The sequence below is a fragment of the Nocardioides taihuensis genome (assembly GCF_042657275.1).
Taxonomy (GTDB): Bacteria; Actinomycetota; Actinomycetes; order Propionibacteriales; family Nocardioidaceae; genus Nocardioides; species Nocardioides taihuensis.
In genome coordinates this window covers 456375-475645 of sequence record NZ_JBHSKD010000004.1, presented here as the reverse complement: position 1 = coordinate 475645, position 19271 = coordinate 456375, and the positions used below count along the sequence as shown (strand labels likewise).

The 19271-nt window shown below is 73.9% G+C and carries 17 protein-coding genes; 11 read left to right on the top strand and 6 right to left on the bottom strand.

Translation table 11 applies throughout. The features are described 5' to 3' along the window. Positions 1–23 precede the first annotated feature (23 nt). Both ACFPGP_RS05455 and ACFPGP_RS05450 read left to right on the top strand, forming a co-directional pair. Positions 24–515 (top strand): PH domain-containing protein, encoded by a 492-nt coding sequence (locus ACFPGP_RS05455; protein ID WP_378587916.1) that lies wholly within the window; start codon positions 24–26, stop codon positions 513–515. After that, positions 512–2002: a PH domain-containing protein gene (locus ACFPGP_RS05450; protein WP_378587913.1), complete on the top strand. Its 1491-nt coding sequence runs from the start codon at positions 512–514 to the stop codon at positions 2000–2002. Before ACFPGP_RS05455 ends, ACFPGP_RS05450 begins: the two co-directional genes overlap by 4 nt. A 58-nt stretch (positions 2003–2060) precedes the next feature. On the opposite strand, the gene ACFPGP_RS05445 is transcribed toward ACFPGP_RS05450, so the two are convergent. After that, entirely contained in the window at positions 2061–3683 is a 1623-nt protein-coding gene (locus ACFPGP_RS05445) for a PAS domain S-box protein (RefSeq protein WP_378587910.1), read from the bottom strand. 11 nt (positions 3684–3694) lie between these two features. Continuing rightward, positions 3695–4201: a response regulator gene (locus ACFPGP_RS05440; RefSeq protein ID WP_378587908.1), complete on the bottom strand. Its 507-nt coding sequence runs from the start codon at positions 4199–4201 to the stop codon at positions 3695–3697. Between the two features lie 95 nt (positions 4202–4296). Between ACFPGP_RS05440 and ACFPGP_RS05435 the strand changes: the two genes are divergently transcribed. From ACFPGP_RS05435 to ACFPGP_RS05420, 4 genes are all read left to right on the top strand, one after another. Then, complete coding sequence (locus tag ACFPGP_RS05435; protein ID WP_378587905.1) at positions 4297–4974, top strand: response regulator; 678 nt, start codon at positions 4297–4299, stop codon at positions 4972–4974. A gap of 98 nt (positions 4975–5072) precedes the next feature. Further along, the gene (locus ACFPGP_RS05430; RefSeq protein WP_378587902.1) at positions 5073–8459 is read left to right on the top strand and encodes a pyruvate carboxylase; all 3387 of its coding nucleotides are present in this window, start codon (positions 5073–5075) and stop codon (positions 8457–8459) included. Between the two features lie 49 nt (positions 8460–8508). Further along, a complete protein-coding gene (locus ACFPGP_RS05425) occupies positions 8509–9267 on the top strand; it encodes an MBL fold metallo-hydrolase (protein WP_378587900.1) in 759 nt (252 codons plus the stop codon). A gap of 92 nt (positions 9268–9359) precedes the next feature. After that, entirely contained in the window at positions 9360–9887 is a 528-nt protein-coding gene (locus ACFPGP_RS05420) for a hypothetical protein (RefSeq protein WP_378587898.1), read from the top strand. 8 nt (positions 9888–9895) lie between these two features. On the opposite strand, the gene ACFPGP_RS05415 is transcribed toward ACFPGP_RS05420, so the two are convergent. Then, positions 9896–11131, bottom strand: a complete 1236-nt coding sequence (locus ACFPGP_RS05415) for a SpoIID/LytB domain-containing protein (RefSeq protein ID WP_378587896.1) — start codon at positions 11129–11131, stop codon at positions 9896–9898. A 122-nt stretch (positions 11132–11253) separates the two neighbouring features. After that, the gene (locus tag ACFPGP_RS05410; protein ID WP_378587894.1) at positions 11254–12450 is read right to left on the bottom strand and encodes a SpoIID/LytB domain-containing protein; all 1197 of its coding nucleotides are present in this window, start codon (positions 12448–12450) and stop codon (positions 11254–11256) included. A gap of 54 nt (positions 12451–12504) precedes the next feature. Here ACFPGP_RS05410 and ACFPGP_RS05405 point away from each other — a divergent pair, with 54 nt between their 5' ends. Continuing rightward, on the top strand, positions 12505–13158 hold the full coding sequence (locus ACFPGP_RS05405) for a hypothetical protein (protein WP_378587892.1): 654 nt from the start codon (positions 12505–12507) through the stop codon (positions 13156–13158). A gap of 4 nt (positions 13159–13162) precedes the next feature. On the opposite strand, the gene ACFPGP_RS05400 is transcribed toward ACFPGP_RS05405, so the two are convergent. After that, on the bottom strand, positions 13163–14578 hold the full coding sequence (locus ACFPGP_RS05400; protein WP_378587889.1) for an NAD(P)H-quinone dehydrogenase: 1416 nt from the start codon (positions 14576–14578) through the stop codon (positions 13163–13165). Further along, positions 14578–15966, bottom strand: a complete 1389-nt coding sequence (lpdA, locus tag ACFPGP_RS05395; protein ID WP_378587886.1) for a dihydrolipoyl dehydrogenase — start codon at positions 15964–15966, stop codon at positions 14578–14580. Before lpdA ends, ACFPGP_RS05400 begins: the two co-directional genes overlap by 1 nt. Before the next feature lie 60 nt (positions 15967–16026). Here lpdA and ACFPGP_RS05390 point away from each other — a divergent pair, with 60 nt between their 5' ends. The 4 genes from ACFPGP_RS05390 (at position 16027) to ACFPGP_RS05375 (ending at position 19268) form a co-directional block, all read left to right on the top strand. After that, on the top strand, positions 16027–16479 hold the full coding sequence (locus tag ACFPGP_RS05390) for a gamma-glutamylcyclotransferase family protein (protein ID WP_378587883.1): 453 nt from the start codon (positions 16027–16029) through the stop codon (positions 16477–16479). Positions 16480–16616: 137 nt separating this feature from the next. Beyond that, positions 16617–17429: a purine-nucleoside phosphorylase gene (locus ACFPGP_RS05385; protein ID WP_378587880.1), complete on the top strand. Its 813-nt coding sequence runs from the start codon at positions 16617–16619 to the stop codon at positions 17427–17429. A 2-nt stretch (positions 17430–17431) separates the two neighbouring features. Then, positions 17432–18229: an NAD-dependent epimerase/dehydratase family protein gene (locus ACFPGP_RS05380; RefSeq protein WP_378587877.1), complete on the top strand. Its 798-nt coding sequence runs from the start codon at positions 17432–17434 to the stop codon at positions 18227–18229. Positions 18230–18260: 31 nt separating this feature from the next. Next, complete coding sequence (locus ACFPGP_RS05375; protein ID WP_378587874.1) at positions 18261–19268, top strand: aldo/keto reductase; 1008 nt, start codon at positions 18261–18263, stop codon at positions 19266–19268. The last annotated feature ends 3 nt before the right edge of the window (positions 19269–19271 follow it).

Sequence of the window (19271 nt, the reverse complement as noted above, 5' to 3'; positions counted from 1 at the left end):
CACGCGCTGACAGGATGGCGGACATGGACACCAGCCCGGCGCTGCGCGACCCCCGCGAGCGGGTGAGTCCGCGCGCGCGGAGCCTGTGGCACGTGACCGCGAGCCTCGAGGGCCTGCTGATCGCCGGCGTCCTCCTGGTCGCGCTGGCGGTCCTGACGCCGGTCGACGTCACCTGGTGGCTGGTGCTGGTCGTGCTCGCGCTCGTCGCGGCGTACGCCGTGCTCGTGCCGCGCTGGCGCTACGCCGTGCACCGCTGGGAGGTGACCGACACCGCGGTCTACACCCAGGTCGGGTGGTGGTCGCGCGAGCGGCGGATCGCCCCGATGTCCCGGATCCAGACCGTCGACCACGCCGAGGGACCGCTGGAGCGCGCCTTCGGCCTGGCCCGGGTCACCATCACCACCGCCTCGGCGGCCGGTGCCGTGGAGATCGCCGGCCTCGACCGCGACCGGGCCCGACACCTCGTCGAGGAGCTGACCGTCAAGGCGGACGCCGAGCCGGGCGACGCCACGTGACCGAGCTCCCCCCGCCGGCGGCCAACGCGGGCTGGCGGCGGCTGGACACCCGGATGCTGCTGGTCCACCCGATCCGCGAGGTGGTGCGCTTCCTGCCCGTGCTGGTGGGCCTCTTCGTGGCCGGCCGTGCCTCGTCCGGGGCGGACCCGCGCTGGCAGCTGTGGGGCATCGCGGTGCCGGTCGGCCTGGGCGTGCTGCGCTACTTCACGACCACCTACCGCCTCGACGACGAGCGCGTGGAGCTGAAGCGCGGGCTGCTCGACCGGCACCTGCTGTCGGTGCGGCTGGAGCGCATCCGCACCGTCGACCTCACGGCGTCGGTCTTCCACCGCATGCTCGGGCTGACCACCGTCCGGATCGGCACCGGCACCGCGTCGTCCAGCGACGAGGACCAGCTCGACCTCGACGGCCTCCCGGTCGACCACGCCCGCGAGATGCGGGCCGCGCTGCTGCGCCGCGCCGACCCCGCCGCCGGTGCCGGCGACGAGCCGGCGGTCCCCGACCGGGTGCTGCTGCGGCTGAGCCCGGCCTGGGCGCGGTACGCCCCGCTGACCGGCAGCGGGTACGTGCTCGCCGCCGCCGCGCTGGGCGTGGCCGCCCAGGTCGCCGACACCAGCGGGCTGTTCGACGCCTTCGACCTCGAGCGCACCGCCGAGGAGGCCGCGGGCACCCCGACCCGGGCCGTCGTGACGCTGCTGGTCGTGCTCGTGCTGGTGACCGCGCTGGCGATCGTCGCCTACCTCGTCGCCAACTGGGGCTTCACGCTCAGTCGCGGAGGTGACGGCACCTGGCACGTCCGGCGCGGCCTGCTCACCACCCGCGAGACCAGCGTGGACGCCGAGCGGCTGACCGGCGTCAGCCTGGGTGAGCCGCTGGGGCTCCGCCTGGTCGGGGCGGCCCGCCTGGCCGCGATCGCGACCGGCCTCGACCACCGCCAGGTCAGCTCGACGCCCCTCGCGCCGCCGGCGCCCCGGCACGTGGTCGAGGCAGTGGGTACCGACGTCGTCGGCAGCCCCGGCCCCGTCACCGGCCGGCTGCACCCGCACGGTCCGGCCGCGGCCCGACGCCGCTGGGTGCGCGTGCTGGTCCCCGCCGCCGTGGTCACCGCCGGTCTGGTCCTGGCCGTCGTGCTCGGCGCCCCGGCTGCGCTGGTCTGGCTCGCGCTGCTGCCCCTGCCGGCCGCCCTGGTGGTAGGAGTCGACCGGGTGCGCTCGCTCGGGCACGGACGGCACGACCGCCACCTCGTCGTGCGCTCGGGAAGCCTCTACCGCCGCCGCGACGCGGTGCGCGAGGACAGCGTGATCGGGTGGGTCTTCCGCGCGACCTGGTTCCAGCGACGGGCCGGACTCACCACGCTCGTCGCCACGGTCGCCGGCGGGCGTCAGCACGTCACCGCGCTCGACGTACCGGACGGCGACGCGGTCTCCGTCGCCGTCGCCGCCGTCCCCGGCCTCGTCGAGCAGTTCCTCGTGCCACCGCCCGACTGATCGCGCCCCGCGCGGCGACCGGGAGCCGCAGGCCGACCTGGATGAGGGGGGCTGGGACCTAGGTTCCTGTCACCGGGGCCGGACCCGACCGGCCGAGGGGAAGGGTCACCCGCACGCGGGTGCCGTGCTCCAGCCCGGCCACCTCCAGCGAGCCGCCGAGCACCTCCGCGCGGTCACGCATGCTGGCGAGGCCGCGGTGGCCGGGCAGGCCGGGGCCGAGCGTGGCGGCGCCGATGCCGCGGCCGTCGTCCTCGATCTCGAGACGGAGCACCCCCGGCGCCTGGTCGAGCCGGATCAGCACGGTGCCCGCGCGCGCGTGCTTGCGCACGTTGATCAGCGCCTCCTTGACGATGCGCAGCGCCTGCAGCCTCACCTGCACGGGCAGGTCGTCCTCGCTTCCCGCCTGCTCGAGGGACCAGCGCGTCGACGAGGCCTCGAAGACGTGCTCGGCGGCGCCGCGCACGAGCGTGACCAGGTCGGCGTCGCTGTTGCCGGGCTCGAGCTCGAAGAGCAGCTCACGCAGGCCACCGGTGACCGCGGCGACCATGCCCTGCACCCGGCGCAGGTCGTCGAGCGTCGCCGACCCCTCGGCCTCGAGCCGGCGCCGCAGCAGCCCCAGCCGCAGGTCGAGCGCGGCCAGCTCCTGCACGGGGTCGTCGTGGACGTCGGCCGCGATCCGCGCCCGCTCGACCTCCTGCGCGTCGAGCAGCCGGGCGAGGAGGGTGCTGCGGTGGGCGGCGACCTCGTCGAGCCGCCGGGCGGAGTCGAGGCTGGTGAGGGCATGGCCGACGTTGTCCGCGAGGTCCTCGAGCAGCACGCGCAACGCCTCGTCGAAGGCGCCACGGTGGTCGGCGTAGATGGTCAGCGCGGCGACGACCTCAGATCGGCAGCGCAGGGGCAGCGCCATCACCGCGTGGATGCCCTGCTCCCGTGCCGCGTCCCTGACCTGGTCGTGCAGCTCGGCCGTCTGCAGGTCGGCGTGGTACACCGGCACCGCCTCGAGGATCGCCACGGCGGAGGGCAGCCGGTCGGGCACCTCGGCGAGCTCGATCCGGCGCCCGGCCCAGGAGTCCATGAGTCCCGCCGTCGCCGCGACCTCGAGGGCCCCCGCCGACACCGGCCGCGCCACCCAGGCGCCTGCGAACCCGCCTTCATCGACGGCCACGCGGCAGACCTCGCGGAAGAGGTCGTCGGCGTCGCGGGCCCGCAGCACGGCCTGGTTGAGCGAGGAGAGCATCAGCGAGGAGCGCGTCAGCTCGTGCAGGCGCTGCTCCTCCGCCCGCCGGGGGGTGAGGTCCTGCAAGGTCGCGACGACCCACACACCGGCCTCGGTCTCCACGGGCGTGAGCATCGCCTGCACCCACGGCTCGGAGCCGTCGCGGCGGCGTGCCCGCAGGCGGTCGTGGCTGCGGAAGGGTCGGGGTGCGGGGTCGGCGACGTACTCCTCGCGCAGCCGGGCGTGGTCCGCGGCGTGCTCGGTGCCGACGAGCTCGTCGACGGGCAGACCCAGCAGCTCCTCGCGTGGATAGCCGAAGAAGGCCACCGCTGAGTCGTTGCCCTCGGCCACCACTCCTGCCGGGTCCACGAGGACGACCGGCGTGGCCGCGGCGTCCATGACCGCGAAGAACATGCCGTCAGTGCCTCGGTCGGGGCGACCCGGACGCCCCTCCTCGGTGCTCACGGGGACCATCCTCAGCCAGCGGCCCGGCCGACACCGTCCGGCGCGCCGTCGGGGTCGTGCTGCGCCCGCCGGCGCAGGTGGGCGAGCGCCTCGGCGGCGCCCGGGACGGCCAGCACCACCTCGCCGCGCGCGCACCGCTCGAGCAGGTCGGCGAGCACGTCGCCGAGGCCGCCCTTGACCAGGTAGCCGGAGACCCCGGCGTCGAGCATCTCGCGGACCGCCTCGGGACCGACGTCGGCCGAGACCGCCACGACGGCAGGCCGCAGCCCGATGTCGTCCGCGGTGTCCAGGACCGTCCGGACCACCAGGGGGCCGCCCCCGGGCAGTCGGACGTCGACCAGCACGCAGTCGGGGCGGGTCGCCCGGACCAGCTCGCCGGCGCCCGTGGCCGTGTCCACCTCGCCCACGAGGTCGAACCGGGGATCGGCGGCCAGCACCGCCGCCACGGCGTCCCGGAACCTCCGGTCGTCGTCGACGACGGCGACCCGCGTCGTCGCTGCTTCCACGACGCAGATCATCCGGTCGACACTGGTGGGCAACAAGACCCCCGATGCAGGGTACGTACTAGTACATTTGGGGCTCGTGTGTCCAACGGGGAGGATGCTCACGAACAATGACCACCACGGGGGGCCCGGGACAACCGGGCGCAGACGGGGGCCCGACGCGGGTGCTCGTCGTCGATGACCACGAGGTGCTGGCCGAGAGCCTGTCGCTCGTGCTCGACGCCGAGCCCGACCTGAGCCCGGTCGGCATCGCGCCGACGCTGGCGCGGGCCCGTGAGCTGCTGCCGGCCCTGCTGCCGGACGTGCTGCTGCTCGACGTCCGGCTGCCCGACGGCGACGGCATCGAGTTCATCGCGGAGGTGCAGGGGCTCTCGCCCGTCACCCGCACCGTGGTGCTGACGGCCTCGACGGCCGACCACGTGCTCGTCGCCGCCATCGAGGCCGGGGCGTCGGGCTACCTCTCCAAGTCGGGCAGCGTGGCGGACGTCGTCGCCGCCGTGCGGGCGGCGGCCGCCGACGAGGCCGTGATCTCGCCGGAGATGCTGATCCGGCTGCTCCCCCACATGCGGCGCCGCCAGGAGTCGCGGTCGACGGTGCTCACCGAGCGCGAGCGCGAGGTGCTCGAGCTGGTCGCCGAGGGCCTGCAGAACAGCGCCATCGCCGGCCGGCTGCACGTCAGCGTGCACACGGTGCGCAACCACATCGCGAACCTGTCGGCCAAGCTGGGCGCGCACTCCAAGCTCGAGGCGCTCTCGATCGCGGTGCGCAGCGGGCTGGTCGACCGCTGACCCGCACCTGCGCGGGTTACCGGCCGGTCAACGTCCACCACCCGGGACGTCGCCGCGCACCGGGCTGGACCGCCGCGGGCCGGCACTAGCGTGACGCCATGTTCTCCAAGGTGCTGGTGGCCAACCGCGGCGAGATCGCGATCCGCGCGTTCCGTGCGGCGTACGAGCTCTGGGCGCGCACGGTGGCGGTCTTCCCCTACGAGGACCGCTGGTCCGAGCACCGGCTGAAGGCCGACGAGGCCTACCAGATCGGTGAGCGCGGGCACCCGGTGCGTGCCTACCTCGACCCCGAGGCGATCGTGGCCGTGGCCGTGCGCGCCGGCGCCGACGCGGTCTACCCGGGCTACGGGTTCCTCTCCGAGAACCCGGCACTGGCCGAGGCGTGCGCGAACGCCGGCATCACGTTCGTCGGCCCGACCGCCGACGTGCTGACGCTGACCGGCAACAAGGCCCGGGCGATCGCCGCGGCGGAGGCGGCCGGCGTTCCGGTGCTGCGTGGCGTGGCGCCGTCCACCGACGTCGACGCGCTGGTGGACGCGGCGTCCGCGCTGCCGCTGCCGCTGTTCGTCAAGGCCGTGGCCGGAGGCGGTGGCCGTGGCATGCGGCGGGTCGACCGCCTCGAGGACCTGCGCGAGGCCGTGGAGACCTGCATGCGCGAGGGCGAGGGCGCCTTCGGCGACCCGACGGTCTTCGTCGAGCAGGCGGTCGTGGACCCGCGGCACATCGAGGTGCAGGTGCTCGCGGACGCCGGGGGCGAGGTGATCCACCTCTTCGAGCGTGACTGCTCGGTGCAGCGGCGCCACCAGAAGGTCGTGGAGATGGCCCCGGCGCCGCACCTGGACCCCGCGCTGCGCGAGCGCATCTGTGCCGACGCGGTGCGGTTCGCCCGCGAGATCGGCTACCGCAACGCGGGGACCGTGGAGTTCCTGGTCGACCCGGCCGGCAACCACGTCTTCATCGAGATGAACCCGCGGATCCAGGTGGAGCACACGGTCACCGAGGAGGTGACCGACGTCGACCTGGTGCAGAGCCAGCTGCGGATCGCGAGCGGCGAGACACTGGCCGACCTCGGGCTGGCGCAGGACACCGTGCGGCTGCGCGGCGCCGCCCTGCAGTGCCGGATCACCACCGAGGACCCCGCCAACAACTTCCGGCCCGACACCGGCCGGATCACGACCTACCGCTCCCCCGGCGGCGCCGGCGTCCGCCTCGACGGCGGTACGACGTACACCGGGGCCGAGGTGTCGGCGCACTTCGACTCGATGCTGGCCAAGCTGACCTGCCGCGGCGCGACGTTCGAGAAGGCGCTCGAGCGGTCGCGGCGGGCGGTGGCGGAGTTCCGGATCCGCGGCGTCTCCACCAACATCCCCTTCCTCCAGGCACTCCTCGACGACCCCGACTTCGCCGCGGGCCGGATCACCACGTCGTTCATCGAGACCCACCCGCACCTGCTGCAGGCGCGCGGCAGCGGCGACCGCGGCACCAAGCTGCTGACCTTCCTCGCCGACGTCACCGTCAACCAGCCGCACGGGCCGGCGCCGGTCAGCGTCGACCCGGTGACCAAGCTGCCCGAGGTCGACCTCTCCGTGCCCGCCCCCGACGGCACGCGGCAGCGGCTGCTGGCCGAGGGGCCGGCGGCCTTCGCGCGGGCCCTGCGCGAGCAGCAGCAGGTCGCGGTCACCGACACGACCTTCCGCGACGCGCACCAGTCGCTGCTCGCGACCCGGGTGCGCACCCGCGACCTGCTCGCGGTCTCGGGGCACGTCGCCCGCACCACCCCCGAGCTCTGGTCGCTTGAGGCCTGGGGCGGTGCGACCTACGACGTGGCGCTGCGCTTCCTCTCCGAGGACCCGTGGGAACGGCTGGCCGCGCTGCGGCAGGCGGTGCCGAACATCTGCCTGCAGATGCTGCTGCGCGGTCGCAACACCGTCGGCTACACGCCGTACCCGACCGAGGTCACGGCTGCGTTCGTGGAGGAGGCGGCCCGCACCGGCATCGACGTCTTCCGGGTCTTCGACGCGCTCAACGACGTCGAGCAGATGCGGCCCGCGGTCGAGGCCGTGCTCGAGACCGGCACCACCGTGGCCGAGGTCTGCCTCTGCTACACCGGCGACCTCTCCGACCCCGGCGAGGAGCTGTACACGCTCGACTACTACCTGCGGCTGGCCGAGCAGATCGTCGGCACCGGCGCCCACGTGCTCGCGATCAAGGACATGGCCGGACTGCTGCGGGCGCCGGCTGCGCGCACGCTGGTGACCGCGCTGCGCCGCGAGTTCGACCTGCCGGTGCACCTGCACACCCACGACACCACCGGCGGCCAGATCGGCACGCTCCTGGCCGCGATCGACGCCGGCGTCGACGCCGTGGACGCCGCCACCTCCTCGATGGCCGGCACCACCTCCCAGCCGCCGCTCTCCGCGCTGGTCGCGGCCACCGACCACGGCGACCGCGAGACCGGTCTGTCGCTGGCCGCGGTCAACGCGCTCGAGCCCTACTGGGAGGCCGCCCGCCGGGTCTACGCGCCGTTCGAGTCCGGCCTGCCTGCGCCGACGGGCCGCGTCTACCGCCACGAGATCCCCGGCGGCCAGCTCTCCAATCTGCGCCAGCAGGCGATCGCGCTCGGCCTCGGTGAGAAGTTCGAGCAGATCGAGGACATGTACGCCGCCGCCGACGACATCCTCGGCCACCTGGTCAAGGTCACGCCGTCCTCCAAGGTCGTCGGCGACCTCGCCCTGCAGCTCGTGGCCGTCGGCGCCGACCCCGCGGCGTTCGCCGAGGACCCCGGCTCCTTCGACGTCCCCGACTCCGTCATCGGCTTCCTGCACGGCGAGCTCGGCGACCCGCCCGGCGGCTGGCCCGAGCCCTTCCGCACCAGGGCCCTCGAGGGACGCTCCTGGGAGCCGCCCACCGGCTCGCTGACCACCGAGCAGGCCGAGGGGCTCCGGGGCAGCGAGGCCACCCGCCGGCTGACCCTCAACCAGCTGCTCTTCCCCGGCCCGACCAGCACCTTCCTCGAGTCGCGCGAGACCTACGGCGACGTCTCGGTGCTGCCCACCCTGGACTACCTCTACGGCCTGCGCCACGGCGAGGAGCACGAGGTCGAGCTCGAGGAGGGGGTCCGCCTGATCCTCGGCCTCCAGGCCATCAGCGAGCCCGACGAGCGCGGCTTCCGCACCGTGATGGCCACCATCAACGGCCAGATGCGACCGATCAGCGTGCGCGACCGCAGCGTGTCCGCCGACGTGGCGGCCGCCGAGAAGGCCGACCCCACCAGGCCCGGCCACGTCGCCGCGCCGTTCCAGGGCGTGGTCACGATCGTGGTCGAGGAGGGCGCGACGGTCGCGGCCGGCGACACCGTCGCCACCATCGAGGCGATGAAGATGGAGGCCGCGATCACCGCCCCGGTCGACGGCACGGTCGAGCGGCTCGCCCTCGACCGCACCCAGGCCGTCGAGGGTGGGGACCTGGTGCTCGTGCTGGGCTGAGCAGACCCGGCTGATTGCGGGGGACGGCCCCGGCTGACAGGGTCGGGCGATGCTGAGCGAGGTGGCCGACGGCGTCTGGGTCCGTCAGAGCGCGTGGGTGTGGAGCAACGCCGTGGTGGTGCGCGGGGACGACGGGTTGGTCCTCGTCGACCCCGGCATCGATGGCGATGACCTGGCCGAGCTCGCGGACGACGTGGACGCGCTCGGCCTGCCGGTGGTCGCCGGGTTCTCCACGCACCTCCACTGGGACCACCTGCTCTGGCACCCGCGCTTCGGCGACGTGCCGCGCTACGCCACGGCCGACTGCGCGCAGGCCGCCGGAGGGGTGCGCGAACGCGCGCAGGAGATGGCGGCGGCGAGCGCGTCGGGGATCCCCCTCGAGCTGGTCGCGCTCGTCACCCCGTTGCCCGCCGGGCGCGGCCCGGTGCCGGGCACCCTCGTCGAGCACGAGGCCCACGCCACCGGCCACGCCGCGGTCCTGCTCGCGGACCGGGGCGTGCTGGTCGCCGGCGACATGCTCTCCGACGTCCTGATCCCCCTGCTCGACCCGCGCCGCCCGGGGCAGGTGGGCGCCTACCTGACGGCGCTCGACCGGCTGGCCGAGGCGGCCCGGCAGGTCGACGTGGTCGTCCCCGGCCACGGCGCCGTCGCCCGGGGCCCGGAGGTGGCGGCCCGGCTGGAGGCCGACCGTGCGTACGTCGAGGCGTTGCGGCGAGGGGAGGAACCGGTGGACGTGCGCCTGGCCCAGGACTGGCTGGCCGGCCCCCACCGGTCCAACGTCGAGCAGGCGCGCGGCGAAGCCGGCTGAGCCCGGTCGCCGCACCGGGCCACATGCGGGTGCCGCGGCCTGGGTACCCGGGCAGTGCCCGGCGGAACCTCCGCCCCGCAGGAGGTGGGACCGTGTCCGAGAACCTGGAGCTGTTGCAGCAGCGTGCCGACCGGCAGCGGGAGAAGGCCGAGGAGGCGAACACCGTCCTGCAGTCGGTCGAGGCCCGGCTGAGCTCGGCGACGACGGCCTCCGAGGAGGCCCGTCGCGAACGGAAGCGGACCAGGTCCGCGCGCCAGGTCGCGGAGCAGCGCCTCGCGCGCCTGGCCAAGGAGGAGAAGAAGGCGCGCACGCTGGCTCGCGAGGCCGACGAGGATCGCGCGGACGCGGAGAACGAGCTCGCCGAGAGCCGACGCACCTGGGAGAAGCGGCAGGCCAAGCTGGCGGCCGCGGAGGCAGACGTCGCAGCGGCTCGAGCAGCCCAGCAGGTGGAGGCGTCAGCAGCCGCCGGGAAGCAGAGCAGGACCGCCAGGCCGAGGGCCGCCGCAGCGCGGAAGGCGACACGGAAGACCGGCGCCAGCACGACCGCGAAGTCCTCCTCGCCCCGGAAGGCAGCCGCGAAGCGGAGCACTGCCAAGCGCACCGCCCGTCGCCAGTCCTGACGCCGGGGTCAGCGCGAGCGGACGCCGAAGGTGATCCAGTCGGAGCGCAGGCCGAGCACGGACCGGAAGGTGTCGCCGCTGACGGTCACCCGGCCCGCGGAGCCGACCAGGCGCAGGCTCTGCACGCGGCCGCCCCAGTCGCCGTTGCCGTCGCGGTCGAGGACCGAGATCCGGGTCAGGTTGCCGATCGAGGGCCAGTGCGACTCGAGCTGGGTGTCGGTGAGGCGCAGCGACCAGCTGTGCACGCTGTTGCCGGACCACCCGTCGTAGGGGTCCTTCTGCGCCGGCAGGTAGGGCACCGAGCCCGAGACCGTCCAGCCGCCGCTGCTCGACGCGAACTGGGTCAGGGCCGGCTCGCCGCGCCAGGTCAGCACCTTCCCGGCGGTCTTCTCCACCGCGGCGTCGGAGGCCGGGTGCTCGGCGGCCACCCCGCCGTACACCTGGCACGACCAGGTGTCGCAGATCTGGTAGTGCCGGGCGCGCGGGTGGGCACGCTCGTAGGTGGCGTAGGTGCGCGCCGCGACGGCCTGGGCGCGGACGGCGGCCGGGTGCCACAGCGCCGGCATCTCCATCGGGACGACGCCGCGCAGGTAGTTCTCGAGGCTGACCACGTTGACGGCGTCGCGGGCGGTGCCGCCGGCGCTGGGGGCGCGCGACCAGAGCCGGCCGCGGTACGCCGTGGCGCCGGAGGGGGTGACCAGGGTGACCGGCTTGCCCTGCTTGCGGGAGAAGCCACCGCGGCCGTCCAGTGCGCCGTAGAGGTGCCAGCGGCCGTTGAACCACGCGACGCGGTCGCGGCCGTCGTCACCCGCGCGGATCCGCCACATCGTCGCGTCGCGGTCGGAGAGGTCGGGCAGGCGGGTGATCGTCTTCTCCGCGGCGTCGTGGACGCGCAGGCCGCGGCGCACCTTGACCACGAGGTCGTCGCTGGTGTCGGCCGTGATCAGGACCGCGATCCGCTTCTTCGCCTGGCTCCACCTGGCGTCGGGGTAGTAGAAGTCGATGATCTGCTTGTAGGTCAGCCCCTCCCGGGCAGCGCCCTCGGCGCCGTACTGCGACATGCCGCGTCCGTGGCCGTAGCCGTGGCCGGAGATCTTGACCCACGCCTGGCGCGGCACCGACCACGTGTCGGCGGTCGTCGCCGGAGCGCGGCCGGGCACCAGCGCGGCCAGCGGCAGCGCGATCGCGACGGCCAGCAGCAGGCGGGCCACGAGGGCCAGGAGTCGGCGGCGGTTCGGGTGCACCGGGGCCTCCGCGGGGCTGTGACGACAGGGACTGGTGGGACTTCTGGGAAATCCCACCACCCTTTCGGGTGGTCCGCCACGGATCCGGGTGAACTACAGCGGAGTAGTTCTCGGAGGGGTCGTCAGGGGGCCGCCGGCTCCACCGCGGTGATCTCGTAGAGCGTCGAGGGCAGCCCCAGGTTGCGCCGGAAGCTCTCGCCGGTGACCGTGCCCGTCCACCCCGTCGAGGACCACAGACGCACGTCGCCCACTCGTCCGCCGCGCGGCCCCTGGCCATTGCGGGTCTCGATGCCGATCGCGCTCAGGTTCTCGACGTCGTACACCGCCTCCACCTGGGCCGAGGTGACCGTGCGGGTCCACCCGTAGTAGTCCGACGAGGTGCCCTCGAACGGATCGGCCTGCGCGGGGAGGTAGTCGAACTGCCCCGCCACGGTGTAGCCACCGTTGCTCGCGGAGTACTGCGCGAAGGCGGTCTGGCCCTCGTAGGTCAGCACGATGCGGGCGGTCTTGAGCACCGCCCTGTCGGAGGTGCTGTACTCCGCGGACGCGCCGCCGTAGGCCTGGCAGGCGGCGGTGTCGCACAGGTCGTAGTCGGGGTTGGCGGTGTGCTCACGCTCGTACGCCGCGTAGGTGCGGGCCGCCACCGCCTGCGCGCGGAGCGCCTGCTGCGGCCAGCTCGACGCGGCCATCTCGCTGGGCACGACGCCGCGCAGGTACTGCTCCATCGGCAGCACGTTCACGCTCACGCGGGTGCCGTCGTGCCGGGTCGAGCGCAGGGCCCCGCGGTAGTCGACCGGCCCGTCGGGGGTGCGCAGGGTCACCGGCGCCCCGCCCCGGGTCAGTTCGGCGTCGCCACGGACCAGCTTCCAGCGGTGCCAGCTGCCGGTGCGGTAGGAGATCTCCGTGCGGCCCTCAGGCGCCGGGGTCAGCCGCCAGCGCGACGCCTTCACGCCGGCGACCCGCCAGCTGCGGCCGTCGACCTTGCGGACCGTCAGCCCCGGCGCCCGGTCGACCACGAGGTCGCGGTCGTCGTCGCCGCTGATCCACACCGACACCTGGCCGCCCCGGAGCCCGGTGTGCGTGCCCGGGTAGTAGAAGTCGAGGATCTGGCGCCAGGTCTTCCCCGCGTTCGCGGCCCCGTACGCGCCGTACTGCGACATCCCGATGCCGTGCCCCGCGCCGTCGCCCTCGAGGTGGATCACCGCGTCGTCGGGCACGTCGTACGGGTCGTCGGCGCTCGCCGGAGCGGCCACCAGCCCGGCGGCCAGCAGCGCGAGCGTCGTCGCGCCGACCAGGCGGCGCAGGATCGGTGAGGTCATCAGCTCCCCCGTGGAATTGGACTGGACCGGTGCAAGTACCCCTACGGTGAGCCTATGGGGTGGCTGCGCGCACGCAAGGAACGACGTCTGGCCGAGCGGGACGAGTACCGGCAGCTGCGCCGGCTGGTCGACGAGGACGTCACCGTCTTCGGCGAGCAGCTCGCCGGGCTGCACGTCGAGACCCTCGGTGACCCGCTCGGGGCCGAGGCACAGGCCGACTACCGCCGCGCGCTCGAGCTGTACGACGACGCGAAGCGCGCGTTCGCCGGCGCCCAGACCGCTGCGGCCGTCCGCGAGGTCGTGCCGGTGCTGGTCGACGGTCGCTACCACCTCGCCTGCGTGCTGGCCCGCCGCGACGGCCACGACCTGCCGGCGCGGCGCGAGCCCTGCTTCTTCAACCCCCAGCACGGCCCGGCCGCCGACGACGTCCCGTGGACGCCCCGGGGCGGGGTCGAGCGCGAGGTCCCGGTCTGCCGGGCCGACCTGCTGCGGCTGACCGCGGGCCGTGAGCCCGAGGTGCGCCAGGTGCGCATCGGGGACCGCTGGGTCCCCTGGTACCAGCAGCAGGAGGCGCGCGGCCTCCTCGCCACCGCCCTCGGCCCCCGGGCGCTCGAGGGGGTCCCGAAGTACGTCATGTTCCAGGCCGACCTCGACCGGATGGGTGACGCGCTCGGCGGCTCGGGCGCCGGCGGGATGGGTGGGATCTGACCCGTTACACCCGGTGCAGCCGCCGGGCCGCCTCGGCCACGGAGCCCGACAGGGACGGGTAGACCGTGAACGCCTGCGCGAGCTGGTCGGCGGTGAGCGACTCGGCGACCGCGATCGACACCGGGTGGATCAGCTCGCTGGCGCGGGGGCCGACGACGACCCCGCCGACCACGATGCCGGTGCCGGGGCGGCAGAAGAGCTTCACGAAGCCGTCGTGGATGCCCTGCATCTTGGCCCGCGGGTTGCCGGCCAGTGGCAGGGCGATCGTCTCGGCGTCGATCTCGCCCGCGTCGATCGCGCGCTGCGACCAGCCGACCGTGGCGATCTCGGGGGCCGTGAACACGTTGGAGGAGACCTTCTTCTGGTCCAGCGGCTTCACCGCGTCGCCGAGGAAGTGCCACATCGCGATCCGGCCCTGCATGGCGGCCACGCTGGCCAGCATCAGGATCCCGGTGCAGTCGCCAGCGGCGTACACCCCGCGCGCGGAGGTCCGGGAGACGCGGTCGACCTTGACGAAGCCGGCCTCGTCGGTGATCACGCCGGCGTCCTCGAGCCCGAGGTCGGCGGTGTTGGGCACCGAGCCCAGCGCGAGGATGCAGTGGGACGCCGTGACGGTGCGCCCGTCGGTGAGGGTCACCGTGACCTCGTCGCCCGCGCGGGTCACCGACTCCATGCGTGACTGCGAGAGCACCTCCATGCCGCGGCGGGTGAGCACCTCCTCGAGCACGAGGGCGGCGTCGGCGTCCTCGCCGGGCAGCACGCGGTCGCGGCTCGAGACCAGGGTGACGGGCACCCCGAGCGAGAGGTACGCGCTGGCGAACTCCGCCCCGGTGACGCCGGAGCCGACGACGACCAGCTTCTCGGGCAGCTCGGTGAGGTCGTAGACCTGCTCCCAGGTCAGGATCCGCTCGCCGTCGGGCCGGGCGGTCGGCAGCGTGCGGGGTGCGGCGCCGGTGGCCAGGAGGACCGCGCCGGCCTCGATCACCTGCTCGCCGCCGTCGGCGAGGTCGACGGCGACCTTGCCGGGCCCCGCGAGACGTCCGCGACCGCGGACGACGGTGACGCCCTCGCGGTCGAGCCGGCGGCCGATGTCGGCCGACTGGTCGGCGGCGAGCTGCAGCACCCGCTCGTTGACGCGGGCCAGGTCGACGCTCAGCGTCGAGGCGTGGTCGCCCTCGCGGTCGGTGAAGGTCAGCCCGAGCTCGGAGGCGCCGCCCAGCTCGGCCATCAGCTCGGCGGTCGCGATCAGGGTCTTGCTGGGCACGCAGTCGGTGAGCACCGCCGAGCCGCCGAGACCGTCGGTGTCGACGACGGTGACGTCCGCGCCGAGCTGGGCGGCCACCAGTGCGGCCTCGTAGCCGCCCGGCCCGCCACCGATGATGACGACGTGGTCCCCGGTGTGCTCGGTCAGCGCGGCCATCACAGGTTGATCATGTGGCCGGCGATGCCCTCGACGGCCTCCTTGACCGCCTCCGAGAGGGTCGGGTGGGCGAACACGTTGCGGGCGACCTCGTCGGCGGTGAGGTCCCACTGCCGGGCCAGGGTCAGCGCCGGGAGCAGCTCGGTGACCTCGGGGCCGATCAGGTGCGCGCCGATGATCTCGTTGTACTGCGCGTCGGCGACGATCTTCACGAACCCGACGCCCTCGGCCATGCCGCGCGCCTTGCCGTTGGCCGAGAACGGGAACTGCGCGACCTTGACGTCGTACCCCTTCTCCTTCGCCTGCGCCTCGGAGTAGCCGAACGACGCGATCTGCGGCTGGCAGAACGTCGCGCGCGGGATCATGTCGAAGTCGATCTCGACCGTCTCGGCGCCGGCGATCGTCTCGGCGGCCACGACCCCCATCGCCTCGGCGGTGTGGGCGAGCATCAGCTTGCCGGTGACGTCACCGATCGCGAAGACGTTCTCGAGGTTCGTGCGACCGCGGGCGTCGACGACGATGGCGCCGCGCTCGGTGGCGACGCCGAGGTTCTCGAGGCCGTAGCCCTCGAGCCGCGGGGCGAAGCCGATCGCCTGCAGGACCTTGTCGGCCTCGAGGACCTCCTCGTTGCCGTCCTTGCTGACGGTCACCTTGACCTTGTCGCCCGAGTCGTCGATGGCCTCGACCTTGGTGGAGAGCAGCACCTTCACGCCGAGCTTCTTGTACTGCTTGAGGAGCTCCTTGGAGACGTCGGCGTCCTCCGTCGGCACCATCCGGTCGAGGAACTCCACGATGGTCACGTCGACCCCGAAGTTCTTCATCACGTACGCGAACTCGACGCCGATCGCACCGGAGCCAGCGATGATGATCGAGCCGGGGAGCTGGTCGTCGAGGATCTGCTCCTCGTAGGTGACCACGCGGTCGCTCAGCGTGGTGCCGGGGATCAGCCGGGTGGTGGCGCCGGTCGCGATGACCAGGTGGTCGAAGGTGTGCTGCTCGACGCTGCCGTCGTCCGCCGTGACGTCGATCGACGTCGGCGAGGTGATCGTGCCCCAGCCGTGCACCTCGGTGATCTTGTTCTTCTTCATCAGGAAGTGCACGCCCTTGGCGCTGGCCTCGGCGACACCGCGGCTGCGCTTGTGGGTCACGCCGAAGTCCATCGTGGCGTCACCGGAGATGCCGAAGACGTCCTTCTCCTGGGTGATGATGTGCGCCAGCTCCGCGTTGCGCAGCAGGGCCTTGGACGGGATGCAGCCGACGTTGAGGCAGACACCGCCCCAGTACTTCGACTCGACGACGGCCACCGACTGGCCGAGCTGGGCGGCGCGGATGGCGGCGACGTAGCCGCCCGGGCCCGCGCCGAGGACGAGGACGTTGAAGTGGCTCACGGGCGCCAGCCTACGGCTCGCCTCGCCGGGCGCAGGCCCTGGCTCCACTACGCTGCGCCCGTGACGCTGTACGCCGCCTACGGGACCAACCTGGACCCCGCCCGGATGGTCGAGCGCTGCCCCCACTCCCCCCTGCAGACGACCGGCTGGCTGATCGGCTGGCGGCTGACCTTCGGCGGCGAGGAGCACGGCTGGGACGGCGCACTCGCCACCATCGTCGAGGACCCCCTCGAGCAGGTCTTCGTCGCCGTCTACGACGTCACCGACGAGGACGCCCGCGAGATGGACAAGTGGGAGGCCGCCGACACCGGCCTCTACCGCAAGACCAAGGTCCGGGTCTCCACGCTCACCGGCGAGCTGCTGGTGTGGGCCTACGTCCTCGACGCCTACGAGGGCGGCCTGCCCTCCGCGTCGTACCTCGGCGTCCTCGCCGACGCCGCCGACGCGGCCGACGCACCCGCCGACTACGTCGCCGCCCTCCGCAACCGCCCCTGCCGGTCCCTCGGCAACTGACCCGGGCCGCCGAGGTGGGAGAAATGGCGGTGCGAGGTGGGAGAAATGGCGATGGCCGCTCCGGCCCGATCGCCATCTGCCCCACCTCGGGTGACCATTTCTCCCGCCTCGGCCGGGCGGGCATAGAGTCTCCGGCTGTGACCGAGACGACCTCACCCGCAGACCCGTACGCGCTCGCCCAGGAAGCCGCCGCCAGGCTGCGGGAGCTGACCGGCGTGGAGAGCCACGACGTGGCACTGGTGCTGGGCTCGGGGTGGCTGCCGGCGGTCGACGCGCTCGGCGAGGTGACGGCGGAGATCTCGACGACCGACCTGCCGGGCTTCTCGGCGGCCGCGGTGGCGGGCCACTCCGGCAAGATCCGGTCGGTGCGTGCCGGCGACCGGCAGCTGCTGGTCTTCCTCAGCCGCACCCACTACTACGAGGGCAAGGGCGTCGACGCGGTGGTGCACGGCGTGCGGACGGCGGCCGCGGCCGGGTGCCGGGCCATGGTGCTGACCAACGGCTGCGGCGGCCTGAAGAAGTCCTGGACGCCCGGCACGCCGGTCCTGATCAGCGACCACATCAACCTCACCGGCCGCTCGCCGCTCGTCGGCGCCCGGTTCGTCGACCTCACCGACCTCTACAGCAGCCGCCTGCGCGCGATGTGCCGCGAGGTCGACCCCTCGCTCGACGAGGGCGTCTACGTGCAGTTCACCGGCCCCCACTACGAGACCCCGGCCGAGGTGCGGATGGCCGGCGTGCTCGGCGGCCACCTCGTCGGCATGAGCACCACGCTCGAGGCGATCGCGGCCCGCGAGGCCGGGATGGAGGTGCTCGGCATCAGCCTGGTCACCAACCTCGCCGCCGGCATCTCCGGCAAGCCGCTCAACCACGAGGAGGTCCTCGAGGCCGGCCGCGCCGCCGCGTCCCGGATGGGCGACCTCCTCTCCCGCATCGTCCCGCGGATCTGACCGTGCGGGTCCTCGTCACCGGCGCCGCCGGCGCCATCGGGCAGGTGGTCACGGTCGGGCTCACCGATCGCGGCCACGACGTCGTCGGCCTCGACCGGCTCCCCCCGCCGGAGGGCTCCACCGTGCCGTGGCACACCGTCGACAGCGCCGACGCCGACGCCGTCGCCTCGGTGTTCGCCGAGGCGTCGCCCCACGCGGTCGTCCACCTGGCCGGCCACCCCGGCGAGGCGAACCTCCCCGACTCGCTCACCTCCCACGTGGTGACCACGGCCGCGCTGCTCGACGCGATGGTCGAGCACGGCGTGCGGCGGATGGTCTACGCGAGCTCCAACCACGCCGTCGGCCACACCCCGCGCACCGGGCTGCTCACCGAGGACACCCGGCCCCGGCCCGACACCTTCTACGGCGTCGGCAAGGTCGCTGCCGAGGCGCTGCTCAGCCTGTACGCCGACCGCCGCGGCCTCGACACCGTGGCGTGCCGGATCGGCTCGTTCCTGCCCCAGCCCGAGACCCGGCGCCACCTCTCGACCTGGCTCTCGCACGACGACGGCGTGCGCATGGTCGAGGCCGCCCTGACCGCTCCGGCCCCCGGCTACGCGGTGCTGTACGGCGTCTCCGCGAACAGCCGGGGCTGGTGGGACCTCGAGCCCGGCCGCCGGCTCGGCTACCAGCCGCAGGACGACGCCGAGGAGTTCGCCGACCGGATCGTCGCGCGGGTCGAGGACGACACGGAGGCGGCGTACGTCGGCGGCTCGTTCGTGACGGCCGCCTACGAGCGCCCGGCCCTCGACCGCGCCTGAGCCTCACCACGCCCGTGCCAGTGTCGGGAGCATGACTCTCGGAATCCGCACCCTCGGGACGCCCCCGTCGGGCTCCCCGCTCACCGTCTCCGCCCTCGGCCTCGGCTGCATGGGGATGTCGGAGTTCTACGGCACCGCCGACGAGCAGACCGCGGTCGACACCATCCACCGGGCGCTCGACCTCGGGGTCACCTTCCTCGACACCGCCGACATGTACGGCCCCTTCACCAACGAGGAGCTGCTCGGCAAGGCGCTGACCGGTCGCCGCGACGAGGTGCAGCTGGCCACGAAGTTCGGCAACGAGCGCCGCCCCGACGGCAGCTGGGTCGGCATCAACGGCCGGCCCGAGTACGTCCACGCCGCCTGCGACGCCTCCCTGTCGCGGCTCGGCGTCGACCACGTCGACCTCTACTACCAGCACCGGGTCGACCCCGACGTGCCGATCGAGGAGACCGTCGGCGCCATGGCGGAGCTCGTCGAGGCCGGCAAGGTGCGCCACCTCGGTCTCTCCGAGGCGGCCGCCGACACCGTCCGTCGCGCCCACGACGTCCACCCGATCACCGCGCTGCAGAGCGAGTACTCGCTGTTCACCCGCGACCTCGAGGACGACGTGCTGCCGACCCTCCGCGAGCTCGGCATCGGCCTGGTCGCCTACTCGCCGCTCGGCCGCGGCCTGCTGACCGGCGCGATCGGTGCCGGCGGCTCCGGTCTCGACGAGGGCGACGCGCGCCGCGCCGGACGCTTCCCGCGCTTCGAGGGCGACGCGCTCGAGGCCAACCTCGCGCTGGTCGCGCAGGTCCGCGAGCTCGCCGTGGCCAAGGGCATCACGCCCGGCCAGCTCGCGCTCGCCTGGGTGCTCGCGCAGGGTGACGACGTCGTCCCGATCCCGGGCACCAAGCGGGTCCGCTACCTCGAGGAGAACGTCGCCGCCGCCGACGTCGAGCTCACCGCCGACGACCTCGCGGCGATCGACGCCGCGGTCCCGCGCGATGCCGTCGCGGGCGACCGCTACGCCGACATGTCGTCGGTCAACCGCTGAGCC

Excerpts from the sequence above, each read along its gene's own strand:
- ACFPGP_RS05425 (WP_378587900.1), top strand. The coding sequence starts at position 8,509 with ATGCTGAGCGAGGTGGCCGACGGCGTCTGGGTCCGTCAGAGCGCGTGG.
- ACFPGP_RS05405 (WP_378587892.1), top strand. The coding sequence starts at position 12,505 with ATGGGGTGGCTGCGCGCACGCAAGGAACGACGTCTGGCCGAGCGGGAC.
- ACFPGP_RS05440 (WP_378587908.1), bottom strand. The coding sequence starts at position 4,201 with ATGATCTGCGTCGTGGAAGCAGCGACGACGCGGGTCGCCGTCGTCGAC.
- ACFPGP_RS05435 (WP_378587905.1), top strand. The coding sequence starts at position 4,297 with ATGACCACCACGGGGGGCCCGGGACAACCGGGCGCAGACGGGGGCCCG.
- ACFPGP_RS05455 (WP_378587916.1), top strand. The coding sequence starts at position 24 with ATGGACACCAGCCCGGCGCTGCGCGACCCCCGCGAGCGGGTGAGTCCG.
- ACFPGP_RS05430 (WP_378587902.1), top strand. The coding sequence starts at position 5,073 with ATGTTCTCCAAGGTGCTGGTGGCCAACCGCGGCGAGATCGCGATCCGC.
- ACFPGP_RS05410 (WP_378587894.1), bottom strand. The coding sequence starts at position 12,450 with ATGACCTCACCGATCCTGCGCCGCCTGGTCGGCGCGACGACGCTCGCG.
- ACFPGP_RS05400 (WP_378587889.1), bottom strand. The coding sequence starts at position 14,578 with ATGGCCGCGCTGACCGAGCACACCGGGGACCACGTCGTCATCATCGGT.
- ACFPGP_RS05375 (WP_378587874.1), top strand. The coding sequence starts at position 18,261 with ATGACTCTCGGAATCCGCACCCTCGGGACGCCCCCGTCGGGCTCCCCG.